General features: G+C 55.4%; 8 protein-coding genes. 6 read left to right on the top strand and 2 right to left on the bottom strand.

All coding sequences use genetic code 11. From position 1 onward, the window contains the following. Positions 1-36: 36 nt before the first annotated feature. The 5 genes from BM300_RS08040 (at position 37) to BM300_RS08020 (ending at position 13,181) form a co-directional block, all read left to right on the top strand. Positions 37-2,517 carry a hypothetical protein gene (locus tag BM300_RS08040; protein ID WP_256575806.1) on the top strand — a complete coding sequence of 827 codons (2,481 nt, stop codon included), beginning with the start codon at positions 37-39 and terminating at the stop codon, positions 2,515-2,517. A gap of 50 nt (positions 2,518-2,567) precedes the next feature. Beyond that, positions 2,568-4,850, top strand: a complete 2,283-nt coding sequence (locus BM300_RS08035; RefSeq protein WP_092224047.1) for a hypothetical protein — start codon at positions 2,568-2,570, stop codon at positions 4,848-4,850. A gap of 29 nt (positions 4,851-4,879) precedes the next feature. Next, complete coding sequence (locus tag BM300_RS08030; RefSeq protein ID WP_092462489.1) at positions 4,880-7,789, top strand: hypothetical protein; 2,910 nt, start codon at positions 4,880-4,882, stop codon at positions 7,787-7,789. Positions 7,790-7,837: 48 nt separating this feature from the next. Then, complete coding sequence (locus BM300_RS08025; protein WP_063320914.1) at positions 7,838-8,329, top strand: hypothetical protein; 492 nt, start codon at positions 7,838-7,840, stop codon at positions 8,327-8,329. Positions 8,330-8,450: 121 nt separating this feature from the next. Next, positions 8,451-13,181, top strand: coding sequence for an RHS repeat domain-containing protein (locus BM300_RS08020; RefSeq protein WP_092462487.1), 4,731 nt, complete (start codon positions 8,451-8,453; stop codon positions 13,179-13,181). 195 nt (positions 13,182-13,376) lie between these two features. On the opposite strand, the gene BM300_RS08015 is transcribed toward BM300_RS08020, so the two are convergent. Then, the gene (locus tag BM300_RS08015; protein WP_003181279.1) at positions 13,377-14,966 is read right to left on the bottom strand and encodes an ABC-F family ATPase; all 1,590 of its coding nucleotides are present in this window, start codon (positions 14,964-14,966) and stop codon (positions 13,377-13,379) included. A 404-nt stretch (positions 14,967-15,370) separates the two neighbouring features. On the opposite strand from BM300_RS08015, the gene lpxO reads away from it, so the two are divergent. Continuing rightward, entirely contained in the window at positions 15,371-16,270 is a 900-nt protein-coding gene (gene lpxO, locus BM300_RS08010) for a lipid A hydroxylase LpxO (RefSeq protein WP_092142877.1), read from the top strand. Positions 16,271-16,285: 15 nt separating this feature from the next. On the opposite strand, the gene ligD is transcribed toward lpxO, so the two are convergent. Then, positions 16,286-18,253, bottom strand: a complete 1,968-nt coding sequence (ligD, locus tag BM300_RS08005) for a DNA ligase D (protein ID WP_092462485.1) — start codon at positions 18,251-18,253, stop codon at positions 16,286-16,288. Between the last annotated feature and the right edge of the window lie 6 nt (positions 18,254-18,259).

The following is an 18,259-nucleotide window of genomic DNA, read 5'->3' as shown; positions in this document are numbered from 1 at the left end:
GGCTCACCATTGATTTTGACATTTGAGGGTATGGCAATGGCAACTACCTATACGTTGGCAGAGCTTCTGAGCTGGATGAAGGATCAGGATCGCATGAGCAAATGGGATGCGATTGTGGCCATGGAGCGCAACAAAACCAATCTGCTGCTGATTCAAAACTACATTGATAAGTTCAGTTACGGCAGCTATATCCCGTACATTACCGGAGCCATTGCAACAGGTGGCATTGGTGGCAGTTTTCGGGAATATATTCAAGAGTTTGTAATGGATGTACCTCGTTTGCATTACGAGGATACCGGTCTTGATAATTCGAAGGCCAATCTGCGGATGGCCGTTGTGGCCGGTCGTCAAGTCTCCATCGAAAAAGACGTGACGGTGTGGCATGCCAAGCGCATCTTGGATTATGACCCGCTGGACGGGCCGAGCTTATTCCTCGACCTGTTATTGCCCGAGGTGTCGGGAGAAATTGCCGACAATGGGAATATCCGCCTGGACCTGAGCAAAAGCGATAACTTTCGCTTGACGTTTGCCGAAACCCAGACCGAACAAGAGCTGGCCGGCAGAGTTTTCAAGGACTTGTTTAATCGATTGGATGATGAACAGCGTGTCTGGACCCTGGGCACGATTAAGCGGGGCAGCAACCCCATGATGCAACCGCGTTCTTTCGGCTTGCGCACGCAGCGGGGTGCCCAGGAGGGCGAGGGAGCGATGCTTGCCTTCGTGCGCATGGAGGGTAGACATGAGGGAGCCTTTCCTGGTGCGAACAGTGGTTTTCGTTACTTGATCCCGAATGACGCCGGAAGAGATTACTCTGCCACTGTATTGGTAGGGCGAGGCCGAGTAGTTATTGCTGAGTTGGTACGATCGCTGGGGGAAATGATTGATAGCGATGATTTTGATTTTGTTTTTGATAATGATAGCGGAGACGTTACTGCGACAGCTAAAGGCGGGGGTATTACGGTTCCTCGTGGGACATTTAATCATCGTTTGGATATGAATCCCGTGGTGGGGGGGCCAATATGGGCGGATCTTGAGGTTGTTCATCCTGAATTTCTTCTGGCGGCCAGTGGAAGTCTGAAGGTTGCGCTGCGGGGGCAAGAGATTAGCGTCGAGTGGCCGTGTAGCGGGACTATTAACGCTAAAATTAATGTTTTAGAAACTAATTATCATCCACTTCAATCGCTCATAGATTTGTATCCGGGCAATACTTTGCGTTACGGCTTAACCGTCACGGCGACCTATCAATTGGTTGATGATGCCGCCGGCGGCGCGTTAAAAAGAATAAAATTTGATGTTGAAAGCGATGTAGTCCCTGAGCCAGGCGATGATTTTTCCGGATTTGAAAATGCCGTTAAGCGTAAGTTGATTCTGGAAGGTCAAACAACGAGTATATCGCTTATACTGTATTTTTTGCTAGGGCTGGCGATGGTGCAGGCTGCTGAAGTTTTACTTCGGTTGTTGACGATGGATGCGTCGGGGATGATTGAGGGTGCAATCAAAGAGCAGTTCCCTACGGGCCACGCTGTGATGGGATTTATTGCGGAAAATCTCGAGCTTAACTACGGCGAAACCATTCAGATGCTCAATTTACAGTCCCCTTATGATGTCGGCCTGTTCGGTCGCATCAATCCCGCTCAAACAACGTTCGCCATCACCACGCCGGAACCCCGTATTGCCGCCGGCGCGCCGCACTATGCTTTTGAGGTTTTTCCTGAAAGACCCGGCCTGAAATGGGCTGTTGAGCACTTGCGGCGTCTCGCTGTCGGCGTAGGTACGATCGATGAAGACACAGGGGTCTATACACCTCCGGCAGTGCACCAGGTCCAGGGGCGTTTCACCCGTGTACGGGTCACCGCAACCGACCCTGTTACCCAGTTCAGCAGTTCTGCCTTGGTGACGGTAGTCCGCTCGCGCTTGACGATCAATCCACTGATTCAGATTTGCGATAAAGACGAGCGTGTACCGTTAAAGCTTGGCTATCTGAAGGACGATGAGGACAGCCCTGCGCCTACGGTGGTCATCAACAATCCGGTTCCGGGGGAGAGCGGTTCTATCGAATCCAATAATGGCGTTTACACCTATGTCTCAAATAAAGAAGTCGTCGAAGAGAAAACCTATGTGATGGATGAGCTCGTGGCGACTTACAAAGGGTATACGGCGTCGGTTTACATGGTGGTTACACAGACAAATCCCGGGATAACCATTCAAGCCCCTGGCAGCTTGAAAGGTTTGACAGAAGTCGCTTTAAGAGCCATAGCCAATAACAGGGATATTACCGAACACGTTGAGTGGAGTATTGACTTCAACGGCCCCGGCTCATGGCACAGCGAAACCCCAGGCGTCTATAAGGTTGACGAAATGGCCCCGCAGGCTTTCGTGTTCATCAGAGCGTCCTGGGACTCGGTGGTTATAGGTGTTCTTGAAGGTCATTTACTGCTCGCGCTGCCCTTGCTCGATATTCCCGATGTGCCGCTGAGTGTTGCCGCGATTGAGGGCGGGACAGGCCTGGTTTATTGATCTGTATAACGACTTGCTTGCAACCCATTTATTAAATGAGGAAAGTAGCGATGGCCAGTTATTCGGTAACCGAACTGTTAGGCTGGATGCAGGGCACCAGCCAGATGCGCGAGTGGGATGCATTGTTTGCCTTGTCGGGTCATTCGGTGAACCAGGCGCTACAAAAGGACCATGCACTCCGATTGAGCCAGGGCATAAGCCTGAATGGCATCACCGGAAGTTACGAGGTGCCGGATACTCCGCTTACCCATCACTTGATCGGGTGCTCATTGAGTTATCCCGAGATTTCCTTTCCATCAACGTCGTATGTATCGAATGCCGTGGGTTCATCCCTGCAAGTGAGCGGCGGTCAAGAAGTGATCACGCAAAAAAAAATTGATCAACAGCTTATCCAGTCGGTTTTTCTCTTTAGCCCACTTAATGCTTATAAGTTGGTCACAGACGAGCAACCGGTTACTTTCCAAGAGCCAGCAGCCGGGCGCGATGCGCAGGTCGTGCTGGACCTGACGCTGGCAGAAGAACTCAGGCTGACGAGTTCGCCGGTGCCGGAGGAACAGGTCGCTGGCGGCAAGTTCTTCAAGGCGCAATTTGAAGCCTTGGCCAATGAACGTTCCGTATTTCCGTTGGCCAGGTTCCCGGATCAGGAAAATCCTTTCCTGTGTATCAAGTCCATTGATGTGGGCACTCAATCGAGCGGGGAGGTCGCGGGCGAAGGGGCGTTGCTGTTTTATCAAACCATGGCGATGGGCAGGCCCGGCTACAAACCGAGCGAATACCGATACCTGATCGCCAATGACGCCGATAAGGACTACGCCAGCACCGCGCTGTTCTCGTCCAGGCTGATCAATCGGGCCGCGTTCGGCGGGGCACTGTTGAGCATGTTTGGCAGCAATCACTTCGAACTGATGGAAGACGATGGACATGTGATAGGCATGAAAGCCACCTCGGGCGAGTTGACCATTACGGCTCGCGATTATAAGGACAATCTTTACGACTTTGGCTGTGACTCTTTTGGTATCTCGCTGGTGCAAGGAGCTCAGCCACTGACGGCCGAATTTGAACTGACTCGGGCCGTTCAGCACTGGCAAACCAGGGCCGATGTGCCACTGCGTTATCGGCTCCAGGGCAGCACGGGTGGATGGACCTCTTTTACGGTGACGTTCACCTTCAGCCTTGAGCAGGTGTTTCGGATGATGGTTGATGAGTTCGCGCCGTACGAAGTGGGTGCCGAGTTATTTGTGCCACGCACGCAGACGCCGGACGTGACGTATATCAGTGGCCTGCCGGATAACACACCGCAACTCCTGCGCGGTCGGATCGTGGCGTTTATCGGGCATGCGGTTAAAACCGCGTTGATCGAGCAGTACGCCGAATGCCTGACGGCCACCGGTACCCAAGTGTTTTTGGCGGATGTAGACCTGGCGGGTGCCCACCGGTTGCAATCGGAAGTCGTGGCGCTCCCACAGGATTATGTCGACTTTGGCCGGGTTCTTTCCTCCAGCGCCTCGTTCACGATCCGTGCGCCGAAAACGCTGTTATTGCCTGGGGAAATTGTTTTGTTCGAGGTGGAGCCGGCCGCCCCCGGAGTCAGTTTCACGATAGAGGCGCCGGGCGCTTTGGATCCTGGAAGGATGACGCCAGAAGGGGAGTACCGGGCACCGCCGGCCCATACGCTGGGCGCAGCCCCTCTTCAGGTACTGGTCATTGCCCATGATGAGGCCAGTGACGAGCGAAGTGTGGTCGTAGTAACGGTGATCAGGGAAAGTCTTGTGGTCAATCCCGTTATTCAAGTGTGCAACCCGCAGGATCGCATTTCGTTTTTGGCGGGCTCCATCGGTGGCGGACCATTGACATGGGAAATAAAGAATCGGGTACCGGGTGAAAGTGGAGATTTGGTCCCCAATCCTGCCACCGGTGGATACGACTATATTGCCGCTGACGAGATTACGGGTGAGGCCGCCTTTGTTTTCGATGAAATCAACGTGACTGATGAAGACAGCGGCAATACATGGTCAAGTTATGTGGTGGCACAACATAAAAACACGATAATGGTTATAAAGCCCGATCTTGAATCTTCCGCCGAAGGTGAACTTCAGTTACGCGCCACGATTAACCACTTTCCCATCGAGGCAGAGTGGTTCCTCCCCTTTGACGGTCCCGGAGAAATCGATAGCGATACGGGGTTGTATCGTGAAGGCGGACCCAGTGCACAACCTTGCGTCGTCATTGGCGCAAAATGGGTTGAACCCGTGCTTGGTCTATTTGAAGGTTACACCATCGTGCCATTACCGTTAGCCGATTCAGGTGCGGTCATTCGAGCGTTGAGTTTGTAATCCATCCTTTTATTGGAAGAGGATTTATCATGGCTACGTTGAATGAAGTTCTTGCGCTTATGCAGGGTAGACTGACTACCCGAGGTTGGGATGCATTATTCATATGCGACCGCCTTCGCATTAATTATCTTCTGGAACAGCAATATGTAACGCGTTATGAAGAGTTCACTTTCTTACCCTATTTGAATGGTCGCACTGTCATTAACGCGTCTGAGAGTCAGTCTGTCGAGGTTAAATCAATCGTTCTCGGTGCGCCGAAGGTGTCTTTCGAGAGTGCGACCTTAGCGGACTCCAGCGCTACGGTGACGATGAATATCGTGGGCGGGGAAATCAAGACGTGGCAATCTCGAGTGGGCGCTTCGGACACTCTATTGTCCACGGGTTACATCACCGAACAACAGGGTTTCACCCTGACGATGAAGGTCAACTTGTTCTTGGTGGTGGCTGAAGTCGACCGGCAAGGCCGTATCACGATGGATTTGAAGGGGGCCAGTACCTTTACCTGCGATCTCTTGGGCGGGGAGCACGCAGAGCGCCTCGGTGCCTATTTTAAAGAGCAGTTTGACAAATTGTCGTCGGACCAGACGGTGTTTCAGCTGGGACGAATCGGCCTCAAGGGCTACCACGGGCTTGCCCCAAGGCGTTTCCGCCTGCGGACCCAGGCTGCACCCGGAGCGAAGGTCAGAGGTGCGGCAAATGAAGGCGATGGTGTGGTGCTCGCATTGATCGAACTGCTGGCCGGTAGTGGCCCGGGGCAAGAACTCGGTGTCGACTTTCCTTACTTGATGCCCGATGACACCAATCCTGGTGGTGATCGCAAATACACCGCCTTGTGGGTGTTATCCCGGGACATGCTGAGGTATGCCAGCAATAACGACGTGGAGTTACCGGCGCATCTATCTTTCCCCGGACTGAATTTCTACGAAGAAGTCTCGCAACACAGACCTCATGACGTGGTGTCGTTTGGTCGCATCAGCCCCGCACAGACCAGCATACGCCTGGAGCCCGCGTTCCCAGTCATCGAGGCCGGGGGGCGACAGCAATTCCAGCTACTCGATTGGGAAGGCAGGACGCTGACGGCCAAAACGTGGAAAGCCGTCAGCCTGCAAAGTCACTCCGAGGACGGGCACGGCACCATAGACAATGGCTTGTATAGGGCGGTGTCGTCGCAACGTATTGGCTACCACTCGTTGCGTGTGCTGGTGACGGCTACCTATGAAAACAACGGCAAAACCTACACCGCCTCGACTTTGCTCAGGGTGGACTACAGCAAGGTGGAAATCGCGCCGAAACTGGTGACCCACTTGCTCAAGAAGGAACCTGGCGAAGTTACACTGAACGCGACCGCGATGGGGCAGGAAGCCCGATGCAGCCTGCTTGCGCCGCTACAAGGCAGCCTGACCAGGGTTGCCGACACGCAGTGGCGGTTCGTGGCCAGCGCCGAGGCTGAGCTCAAGAGCTTCTCGATTCAGAAGGTGCTGTGCGAGACGCTCGGTGCTAACGTCAAAACAACGCAATCTACCCTGGTGCTGGACAATGCCCAGTCGTTTTTAAGCGTCGAGCCGGCTGTGGTGGAGCGTCTCAACGCCGCCAATACGGTGCAATTGAACCACGATGTTTCTCTGATGCCGCAGGTGCCGCGGCGGTGGCGAGTGGTCAGTGGTGTCGGCAGCGTGGACGAAGGGCTTTACACCGCCCCACCGCAAGGGGTGGAGCAGACAAGCGTGGTGTTGTGCGAAGTCGTACGTAACGGCGTGGTGTTTTTCCGGGGCTACAGCGTGATTGGCGAAAAACAGCAGGACCCGGATCCGACTTGGGAAGTCCCCCTGGCCCTGTTCACGATCAAAGTGGTGGGTGGGCCGGAGCTGGATACGCAAGGTAATGTGCTGGCCAATGGTTACCAGCAACTTCATGTTCAAGTCAGCACCCAGACCAATGGTGTGTGGGATCCAATAGACGAAGAGCTCAAGTACTACAAACTGAGTTTGACGGAGTTGGCAAGCATGCGCCTGCTCTACAAAAATTACAATGAGCTGCCTTTTATACCGGTGGAGGATCTGGGAGTCGATCCGGGGGCGTCACAAGAATTGCAAGTGCATAAAATCCTGAGTCCTTACTTCGACCTGGCCATTCCATCTAACCCCGGCCAAGTACCGAATGCCGACGCTCTGCGAGCAAATGATTCTCTGGTCGAGCAGGATTTCTATCTTCATTCCGTTGCGCCCGTCAATACCACCGCAACGCTGCATGCCAGATTTCAGAAAGACAGCGCCGATGGCGGTGGTGAGTGGATCGATACAGCGAAAGAGGGGGAAGAGGGCATCGGTAAACGAATCACTGTCAGGTCCGTGAAGCCTGCAGAGTTTGTATATGATCTCACTCGGGTGCGCATAGCCGGTGGCAGCGGAGGCGAACCTGGCAATGATAACGCTGACTTCGATATGATTCTTAACAGCCAGGATTGGTGGACGCTCAAGTGCAGGGGGCAGGACTTTATCATGCTCGAATGGCTACTTCCTGATCAATTAGAACCGGGTGCTCCGAATTTTATTAATGTGTCTTCCATTCGCTGGGAAAGCGAAAAGCTGGAGGAGACTATGTTTAGTTGGCTGGGCTATTACTTTGAAGATGTTACTGGAAATAATGATTTAAAAAACAAGGTGGCTTTCGATGATTTCATGCCTGATGTTGTAAAAGATCCCCAGCTTCTGGATGTTGCCAAATCCACTCGGTATGACCCCTTCACCTTTGCTGTTTTACTGTGTCGAAACGATAACATTCCGTACATTTTGCCTCGCGCCCATCCGCGTCCGCGGTTGGATCAAGATTTGAAGGTTGCCTTGCGAGACAAGAACGGCAATCTTCACAAACAGAGAATTTCATTCAAGCCCAAGGGAACCTATTATCATCGTAATTATCTGGATAATACGGCTTTATGATCTTTCCCCTTCATCCATGATTGGTCGAACCTTTGCAGGTGACTGACAATGAACATTTTTACGAAAATAGGCGCCGGCTTGCTGATTGTTGCCGTTCAGGCGATGACTGTCGTTCTGGCTCAGGGAAGTATTAAGCTATATCAAAAAGGGAGTATAGAGGATCCTGGTAAAACATGCGTTATTGCTATTCCCGCTGCATATAAGGACTATGATATGGCATATCATGGTTGCGATAATGATGTGTACAGCTTTTTTACCCTCGACAATGTGGAGTCTGCCGTGAGGATTGCCTTCGGTTCGGAAAGGAACTGCCGAGTTACGGGGCCGGGCTATACGGGGGACTGGTACTATATGGTGAAGACCTATATTGATCCCACTAATACATCCTTGATTTCACTTCCGGGTGTAGTGGCATCGGCGATACCAGGGCAACTTCTCAAGCCGGGAGTGATGTTTGTAGAGGGGAAAAACAAAAATAATGAGAATGTCGAAGGGAAGCTGTCCTGTGTTTATATATGGCCAGGTACGCCTGCAAGTTAATCATGCCTGCCTAGCGTTCACTTTTGGCGGTGAAATCTAAAAGCAAGCGGTTGGGAAGCTCAAGGTTACTCAATATTGGCGCGTGGTTTTCTGAGTTTGTTTCTTTCCAGAGGTGGCAATCATGACCGACTCCACGGCGGTACATTCCAACGCTTTCAATTTCATGAGTTACATAGCGGGCGGGGTTGATCCTCGAACCAATCAATACACTTTTTCCATCAACTTCCCCGAATTCAAACCCAACTTCTTGAACGGTCCGCTGCTGTCCCTGGCCATGGGCTTCAATCCCATGAACCGTCATGACAGCGGTTACGGCACTGGCTGGAACGTGCAGCAATCGCAATATCGGGTTCAGCGGCAAATCCTGACCTTGAACAGCGGCGAGCGTTACAAGGTTACGGCGCAACGGGAGGAAGGGCTTCTGGTCGAGCTTCTGATGAAAGAGAAAAAGCTCAACACCTTCCGTTTTTACCGTGATAAAGACGACGATCAACTCTACCGACTGGTGCATAAGTCCGGTCTGGTCGAAGAACTCAGGGTCCATGGCCGGGGAGACGATGCGGTTGCCTTGCCTGTCCGGATGATCGCGCCGGAAGGTCATGCGGTGACGCTGGGGCACTTGCCCTTCGGTGCCCATGATTTCCGGCTTGCGAGCATCAGCGATGAGCGCGGCGATTTGCTGAAGGTAGACCGTCAGGAGGGCAGCGTCATCCTGGACCTGCACCCCACTGCCGGCGCCAACGGCACGCCGTTGGCGCGCTATTCGATGACGCTGGATTCCGGCACCGAGAAGTACGTCAAAGTCATTACTTTGCCGAGCGAAGCGGGTCGGAACGTTGCCTGGCGTCTGAATTACAGGCCAGTGGGCGAATACACCTGCATCGTGTCGGTGGAAACGCCACTGGGCGGGCGGGAAGAAGTGGTCTATGACGCGCAGGGCCATGAGTTTCCCACCGGCAGTGGTCGTCAGCCCATACCCCGGGTGAAAGAACACCGGGTGTTCCCTGGCAGCGGACAGCCCATGGTAGAAACGCATTACAGTTTCACCGACGGTTCGACCTACCTGGAGACCAATAATTTCCTGGGTCGCAATCTGGTGCTGAGTTGGAACGATGACGGGTTGGATAACCTCTATCAGTTCACTGGCAGCCATTACGCCTACGGTTGCACCGAGCATCTGATGGATGGCGGGGTGGAGGTCCAGCGTATCAAACGTACCTTCAACCAGTTTCACTTGCTCACCCTGGAGACCACGACGCGCAACACGGCACAGCAGGAGGTCGAGACTGTGTATGGTCAGATCCCCGGTGGGTTCGATGGCCAACCAGACTGGTTTCAACTCCCTCACGAAGTCACCAACCGCTGGCGGTTGGGTAGCCAATTACGTAGCGAAAAGTCCAGTAGCACCTATGACAGCTACGGCAATCTGTTGGTCCAGACCCATCCCACAGGTGTTGTCGAAACCAGTTTTTACTACGATAAGGACGGAGAAGATGGCTGCCCGAAAGACCCCGATGGCTTCGTGCGCAATCTCAAAAGTCAAACCCAGACGCCCGCTCCTGGCTATGTGGCCGGTGCGCCGACCCTGCGGACCGATTATCGCTACGAGCTGTATCCATCGCTGGACGGCAGCGGACGTTCGTCGTGGCTGGCGCTCGAACGTGAAACGCTCACGCGAACGGCTCCCGGCGCCGTCATGGAATTACGTAGCACGGCCTATGAGTACTACCACGACAAGGACGACGCGCAGGCGCATGTGGTGCATGGACGCCTGAAGCACCAGTCGGTTGCCTTGAATGAAAAAGCAACGAAAACCGCCTACACGTACGGGGTGACGATGGGCACCCTGGCCGACGGGACGGTTCTGCAAACAGTGGAAACGCTGACGACAGACTTCGATCAGGTGCACAAAATCATTACATTGGAAAGCTCGCTACTCAACGGCGAGTCGCTGCTTGAGCGCGACGACAATGACGTAGAGATACGCCGCACTTACGATGTGCTGAATCGGGTCACCAGTGAAACCGTGGCACCGAACGACCCACGCTACAAGGCAACGCGCAATTATGAATATTATCTCTCCGCCAGCATTGGGCAACGGGCCGAGCAATGGTTGTTCGACGTCAAGGGCGTGAAGACCGTGACGGCATTCGATGGGCTTAACAGGGCGGTTTACGAAGAGCGCAACGATGCCGACAGCAGCCAACCGGCAATGCGCCAGACCTATGCCGCCCAGTACGATGTTTTCGGGAACCTGATCGAGCAGACCGAATACGATTGGTGGGGAGCGCAGGAGAAAGCCTTCAAGACACGGTTTCTGTTCGACGACTGGAATCAGCCCTTCTGCGAGATCGGCCCGGACGGGGTGGAGCGCTATAAGCAAGTCAACCCGATTGGCGATCGAAACTGGTCAGGCCCGATTGAACGAAGCTGGGAGCAGGATTTGACGAAGGTCCACTTCAGCGGGATCACTGAAACGCGTCTCAACCTGTTTGAAAAGCCTGTCCAGACAGAGCGTCTGGCCTTGGATGAAAGCGTAATCAGTCGGCAAAAGTATAGTTATGACGGGTTGGGACGGTCGGTGAAGGAAGAGTTGGGCCTCAGGACTCCGTTGCGCGTTACCGAGTACAGCTATGATGCTTTCGACCGTATGACGCAAACCATCTTGCCTCAAGGTGCCAGGATTGTGCGCGAATATGCCGAGCACAGCGCTGAAGATTGGCCTACACGCATCAGCGTGGATGGACAGGAACTGGGAACGCAAACGTTCGACGGGCTGGGCCGCATGACCGAGTCGGTCACCGGAGGGCGTTTGCAACGCTATGAATACGATCCGCAGCAGACCCGACCTAAGACCGTGACCCCCGCCAGTGGTCAAACGGTCGAATACCAGTACATGCCACAGTTGAGTGACGAACCTCTGCGTCGCCAACTTTCAGGTGGGGACATCTGTAACTACGAGTATGACCCGGCCAACGCGCGATTGATGAAGGCCAGCGTGGGCGGGCGGACACTGGCACGTACTTATTTCAGTTTTGGCGAGCCCAAGAGTGAAACCGTTGAAGCGGATGGGCAAACTTTCGCGATGGCCTACGAGTATAGTTTTCGCAGTCGTTTGCTCAGCTATACCGATGTGCTCGATCAAATACAGCAGTATGAATATGACCCTAAAGGTCGATTGGAGCGTACATCCTTGGGAACGACTTCGTCGGCCTTCACTTACGACGCCTTGGGGCGTGTCGCTACCATCACCACGCAGGACATCGTCGACGGCGCACCGGCGAGAACCCTTGGTATCAGCCTTGAATACGATGAGTTTCATCGTGAAACAAAGCGTACGTTCGACCTTGATGGTGTTATCCAGGTATTGGATCAGGTATACGACGAGTTTGACTGTCTCGTGCGACGCACCTTGACCGAAGGCCCCCAGACGCTGCGTGACGAAACCTATGCCTATGATCTTCGTGGACGCCTGGAGACGTATACCTGTGCGGGCAGCCAACCGCCAATTGATCCGTATGGCAACAGGCTCTCGGGACAAACCTTTATCTTCGATGCGATGGATAATCTGATCATCGTTATCACAGAGACGGTCGATGGAAAAAACAACATGGCCGAATATCATTATGAAAATCCGCAAGACCCTGCCCAACTGAGTCGAGTCACCAACTCAGGGGATGCGGGGCATCCAGACGAGCTGGTGCTTTCCTATGATGCCAACGGGAACCTGATTCAAGACGAGCAAGGCCGAGTCCTGGAATATGACGCGCTTAATCGGCTGCTCAGTGTGAGTGAGTCCGGATCGGGTAAAACGGGTAACTTCCAGTATGATCCGCTGGACCGGTTATCCAATAACGATGACGGTGGCGGTTCCCAGCAACATTTTTACAAGGGCGATCACATCGCCAACCTTGTGGACGGGGAGCGGAGCAGTACCTTCATGCGCGGCGATGACCATTTATTGGCAGAGCGTCAGGGCGACAACACGCTGTTACTGGCCGGTAATTTCACCAACAGTGTAATGAATGAAGTCAGCTCCAACTCAACCCATTCTCTTGCTTACAGTCCTTATGGCCATCGTAGCGCCGAACAACCTATCAGTACCGAACTGGGTTTCAATGGTGAACTGAGGGAGGCTCAGACCGGAGGATATATGCTGGGAAAGGGTTACCGGGTGTATAGCCCGGTGCTCATGCGATTCAATAGCCCGGACAGCTGGAGTCCATTCGGCAAGGGGGGGCTCAATGGGTATGCATACAGCCAGAGGCCGCTCGATGAGGTAGACCCTACGGGGCACTTCGTTGTTAACGCGGCGTTGGGCGCCTTGCTTTTAGGCGTTATAGCTGCCTCCACAAGTGTTGGTGCGGCTCTCACCGACGACAACACGGCTCGCATTGTGTTTATCGCCATTGCTTCGGTAACGGCGGCGGCGTCGATTGGTTTAGGCGTGGCGGCATTTAGGATGACCCCAGCGCCGAATAGAATGCCCGTTGCGCATCCACGGTCTCGCACTGGAACTGGCAATGCGTCGACTAACGATCCATTCGCTGGTGCTACTGCTCCCCGGCCTTCTGTATCCTCAGCGTCGGGAAAGGCTGGCGATTCATACGCTGCTACTGCTCCCCGGCTTTCTGTATCCTCAGCGTCGGTAGAGTCTGGCAATCCATACGCTCCTACTGCTCCCCTTCCTTCTAATCCGCCGAGTTATTCTAAATCAACGGGACTAGAAATCATGCCACCGAACCCTGGAGATGCACCACCTAATTACAATGACCCTAATTATAGGCGCGTGCTGCAGAGTGGGGACAGTGACCAGAAATGGAGAGCGAATAATATTAGAACGGCTTTATAAGCCTAACCCGTGCATCGCCATCCCTTCACTGTGCTGTTAAAGCCCAGCGTGTTCATGGCGCACGTGTTTGTCGGATTTCCTCATTCTTCTTGCATGAACGGCATCACGGGATATGCGCCTTGAAATACAAAAAGCCCTGTCACAGTGGACAGGGCTTTTTACTTGCCGCTTGAAGCTTGCAACTCGCAGCTGCCCTTAGAACACCACACCCTGGCTACGCAGGTAGTCGTCATAGGTGCCGCTGAAGTCGACTACGCCATCGGCGCTCAGCTCGATGATGCGGGTGGCCAGGGACGATACGAACTCCCGGTCATGGCTGACGAAGATCAGCGTGCCCGGGTAGTTTTCCAGCGCCAGGTTCAACGCTTCGATCGATTCCATGTCCAAGTGGTTGGTCGGTTCGTCCATCACCAGCACGTTCGGCTTTTGCAGGATCAGCTTGCCGAACAGCATGCGGCCTTGCTCACCACCGGAAATGACCTTGACCGACTTGAGGATCTCGTCGTTGGAAAACAGCATGCGGCCCAAGGTGCCACGCACCAGTTGTTCGCCGCCCTGGGTCCACTGGCCCATCCAGTCGAACAGGTTGACGTCGTCCTCGAAATCGTGGGCATGGTCCTGGGCGTAGTAGCCCAGTTCCGCGGCGTCGGTCCATTTCACGGTACCGGCATCGGGTTCCAGTTCATTGACCAGGGTGCGCAGCAAGGTGGTCTTGCCGATACCGTTCGGGCCAATGATCGCCACGCGTTCACCGGCTTCGACGGTGAAGCTGAAATCCTTGAACAGCGGCTTGCCGTCAAACCCTTTGGCCATGCGCTCGACAATGACCGCCTGACGGTGCAGTTTCTTGGTCTGTTCGAAGCGAATGAACGGGCTGACGCGGCTCGATGGCTTGACCTCGGCCAACTGGATCTTGTCGATCTGCTTGGCACGGGAGGTGGCCTGCTTGGCTTTCGAGGCGTTGGCCGAGAAACGGCTGACGAACGACTGCAGCTCGGAAATCTGGGCTTTCTTCTTGGCGTTGTCCGACAACAGTTGCTCGCGGGACTGGGTCGCCACGGTCATGTACTCGTCGTAGTTGCCCGGGAACAGGCGCAGCTCGCCGTAGTCCAGGTCCGCCATGTGGGTGCAGACACTGTTCAGGAAGTGACGGTCGTGGGAGATGATGATCATCAGGCTCGAACGCTGGGTCAGCACGTTTTCCAGCCAGCGGATGGTGTTGATGTCCAGGTGGTTGGTCGGTTCGTCGAGCAGCAGCACTTCCGGGTCGGAGAACAGCGCCTGGGCCAGCAACACACGCAGCTTCCAGCCTGGCGACACTTCGCTCATCGGGCCGAAATGCTGTTCGATGCCAATCCCCAGGCCCAACAGCAGTTCACCGGCACGGGATTCGGCGGTGTAGCCGTCCATCTCGGCAAATTCGGTTTCCAGTTCGGCCACGGCCATGCCGTCTTCTTCGGTCATTTCCGGCAGCGAATAAATGCGATCGCGTTCGGCCTTGACCTTCCACAGCTCTTCGTGACCCATGATCACGGTGTCGATCACGGTGAATTCTTCGTAGGCGAACTGGTCCTGGCGCAGTTTACCCAGGCGCACATTCGGCTCGAGCATGACCTGGCCGCCGGACGGCTCGAGGTCGCCGCCGAGGATTTTCATGAAGGTCGACTTGCCGCAACCGTTGGCGCCAATCAGACCGTAGCGGTTACCCGCGCCGAATTTGACAGAGACGTTTTCGAACAGTGGCTTGGCGCCGAACTGCATCGTGATGTTAGCTGTAGAGATCAAAGGTTTATCCTGCGGAACATTCAGAGTAGCTAAGGGTGCGGCAGTACCTGTTCAGTACCTGTTTGCGCACGTCCCGACCGCGCAAAGGCGTCGCGGTCGCAAGCGCAAGGGTCCATCCGGCATAAGAGGACAGCAGCAATACGGAGCGCCTGGCCCGGTAGACGTGCGTCGAAGCCGCGTTTGCGGTATCGACCAAAGGGGACGCGTAATAGTTGGCGGCGATTGTACTGGTCTGGCCGCATAAACGATAGGGTATTGCCCGGGCAAGACAGTTTTTCACAATTGAAGGATAACTTTTGGTTACAAACTGTGGCTAGAATGCCATTTCACCCTGTGCCACTGCCTTGCCGTTTGGCTGGCCCCGGGGAAACGATCTGTTCACTCCAGCATTGTGACGGTTTTTCGTGAAGCTCATCATTGTCGCACTCTACATCTTCTCCATTGGCTACGTTCACCTGCGCGGTCGGGTGCGGCATAAGTTCGGACGCCAACTGAGCGATCATTCGTCGTTTCTCGCGCCGATCAATTGCCTGCTTTACTTGTGCTCGAAACTGCCCAACAGGCCGTTCCTGAGTCCGGCGCAGTTCCCGGACCTGAGCCCGTTGCAGGCCCATTGGCAAGAGATCCGGGCCGAAGGCCTGGGCCTGCTGCACGCGGGGGAGATCAAGCGTTCCGATCAATACGACGATGTGGGCTTCAACTCGTTCTTCAAGACCGGTTGGAAGCGTTTCTACCTGAAGTGGTACGGCGACAGCCATCCTTCGGCCATGAAGCTATGCCCCCGTACTACCGAGCTGGTACAGAGCATCGGTTCGATCAAGGCGGCAATGTTCGCCGAGTTGCCACCGGGTTCGAAGCTGGTCCGGCACCGCGACCCCTATGCCGGCTCCTATCGGTATCACCTGGGCCTGGAAACGCCCAACGATGCTGGCTGCTACATCAATGTCGATGGCGAGCCCTATCATTGGCGCGATGGCGAGGCGGTGATCTTCGACGAAACGTTCATTCATTACGCCCAGAACACCACCGACCATAATCGCATCATCTTGTTCTGCGACGTGGAGCGGCCCATGAAGTTTCGCTGGGCTAGCGCGTTCAACCGCTGGTTCAGCCGCACCGTGATGGCAGCAGCCGGTGCGCCCAACGACGCGGGCGACAGGACGGGCGCCTTGAACCGGGCGTTTTCCAGGCTCTACAAGATACGGTTACAGGGCAAGGCTCTGAAAAAACGTAACCGCACGCTGTATTACCTGCAGAAGTGGGCGTTCTTTGGCGGCCTGCTGGTGATCTTTATCTGGATTTGAACGCTGGATTTACCTTCATGCCTCGGGCTTTTGCGCATCCAGCTGTTCCCACATCCTGGCGGTGATCCGCTGACGGTGGTGGTAGCCTTCCCAAGGATCGGCGCCCAAGCCCTTGGCCCGTTCCAGAGCGGTATAGATGTCCCATTGCTGTGCGTTGCGCAGGGTCGGCAGTTCGGCCCGGGCGATTGGCACCGAGACCGGCAGGCCTGGCCTGGCGCGCACTGAGTAGGCGGCCACCGTGCTGGCGCCGCGGGCGTTGCGCAGGTAGTCGACGAATATTTTTCCGACGCGGTTCTTCGGTCCCATGGTGGCCGTGATGCGCTCTGGCATTTGCCGGGTCAGGAACTGCGAGATGGCCTTGGCGAATGCCTTGGTGGTGTCCCAGCCTTCACTTCTCGCCAAGGGCACGATCACGTGCATGCCTTTGCCACCGCTGGTCTTGAGAAAAGCTTGCAAACCCAACTCGTCGAGCACCGCCAAGGTCATGTGGGTCGCCTCGATCATGGCGCTCCAGGGCAGCGAAGGGTCTGGATCCAGGTCCAGGACAAACAGGTCGGGTGTCTCGATCCGATCGTGGGTCGCGGTCCAGGTGTGCAGTTCCACCGTGCCCATCTGCGCCGCGCTGACCAGGGCGTGGATGTCATCGATTTCCATCAGCGCTGCATGGCCCGGGTCCAGTCGCGGATCCAGCTGTTTGATATGGGGAATGTCCAGGCGATCGGCGTGTTTTTGGAAGAACTGCTCTTCGCCGATACCGTCCGGTGCCCGCAGCAGCGCGACCGGCCGCTGCTTGAGGTGCGGCAGGATCCACGGGGCGATGTCCAGGTAATACTGCGCCAGCTCGGCCTTTTGCACACCGCTGACACTGTCGATGACCCGATCGGGGTGGGTGATCGTCACACCGTCGACTTTGGCCGCGCGGGCGTTGCTGCGACGCTGGGTTTTTGCTGTCGTGGATTTTATCGGCAGCGGCTGCTCACGAACAACCTTGTTGGCCGGTGTCTCGGTCGAAAAACCCAGGAAAATGGCCTGCCGCACTTGGTTGTCGCCAGTCCATTCAATGAACTCTACCTCGCAGGTCAAGCCAGGCTCGACCCATTGCACGCCGCGTCCCTGCACACCGTTGAGTGGCAACGCCAGTGGCGAAGTCTCGCGTTGCTGCGCGCACAGTTGCGTATGCAATTGTTTGATTTGCGTCTGGCTGAATCCCGTGCCGACCCGACCGGCGTACACCAGCCCCGACGGCCCGTTGACCGCCAGCAACAGCGCGCCGAAACCGCTGCGCCTGCCTTGGGGGCGGGTGAACCCGACGATGACGAAGGCTTGGCGCAACCGGCACTTGAGTTTTACCCAATCGGCGCTTCGCCGGGACCTATATGGGCTGCCCAGGCGCTTGCCGACCACGCTGTTCAATGAAAGCGCGATAGCGCTTTCGAACATGTCGTGCGGGCTGGCCGAAAACGACTCGGAAAAGCGCAGGCGCTTGCTGGCGTTGTTGCCAAGGGCTTTTTTCAGGGCCGCACGGCGTTCCTCCACCGGAGCCTGGCGCAGGTCGACGCCATTGAGGAACGGCGCATCGAACAGGAAATACAGCATGTCGACGGTGCGGCTGATGTCGAAGGCCTGGCGCAGGGCCGCGAAATCGGAGCGGCCGGTCTCATCGAGCAGAACCAGTTCGCCGTCGAGCCAACTGTCCCCCAGGTTCAACCCGGCCAGGGCGTCGGCATGCAGCTTCAGCCGCTCGGTCCAGTCCTGGTGATTGCGATTGAACAAGCGGACTTCACCCTGTTCGATGCGGGCCAGCAGTCGATAACCGTGGAATTGGACTTCATAGCGCCATTCGCCGGTGGGCGGTTCTTCCACGGGCGTGGCCAATTGCGGCGACAGGCGCTCGGGCAGGCGGTTTTGAGGCGCCTTTCGGGCTGTCTTAGCGTCCGGCTTGGCGTTGGACAAACGAGCAGATTCACTCTCGGCGTTGGCCATGACAGA

Origin of the sequence: Pseudomonas sp. NFACC46-3, from assembly GCF_900114515.1 — a bacterium.
GTDB lineage: Bacteria > Pseudomonadota > Gammaproteobacteria > Pseudomonadales > Pseudomonadaceae > Aquipseudomonas > Aquipseudomonas fluorescens_Q.
The sequence above is the reverse complement of the archived record's forward strand: the minus strand, read 5'-3'. Positions and strand labels throughout refer to the sequence as shown.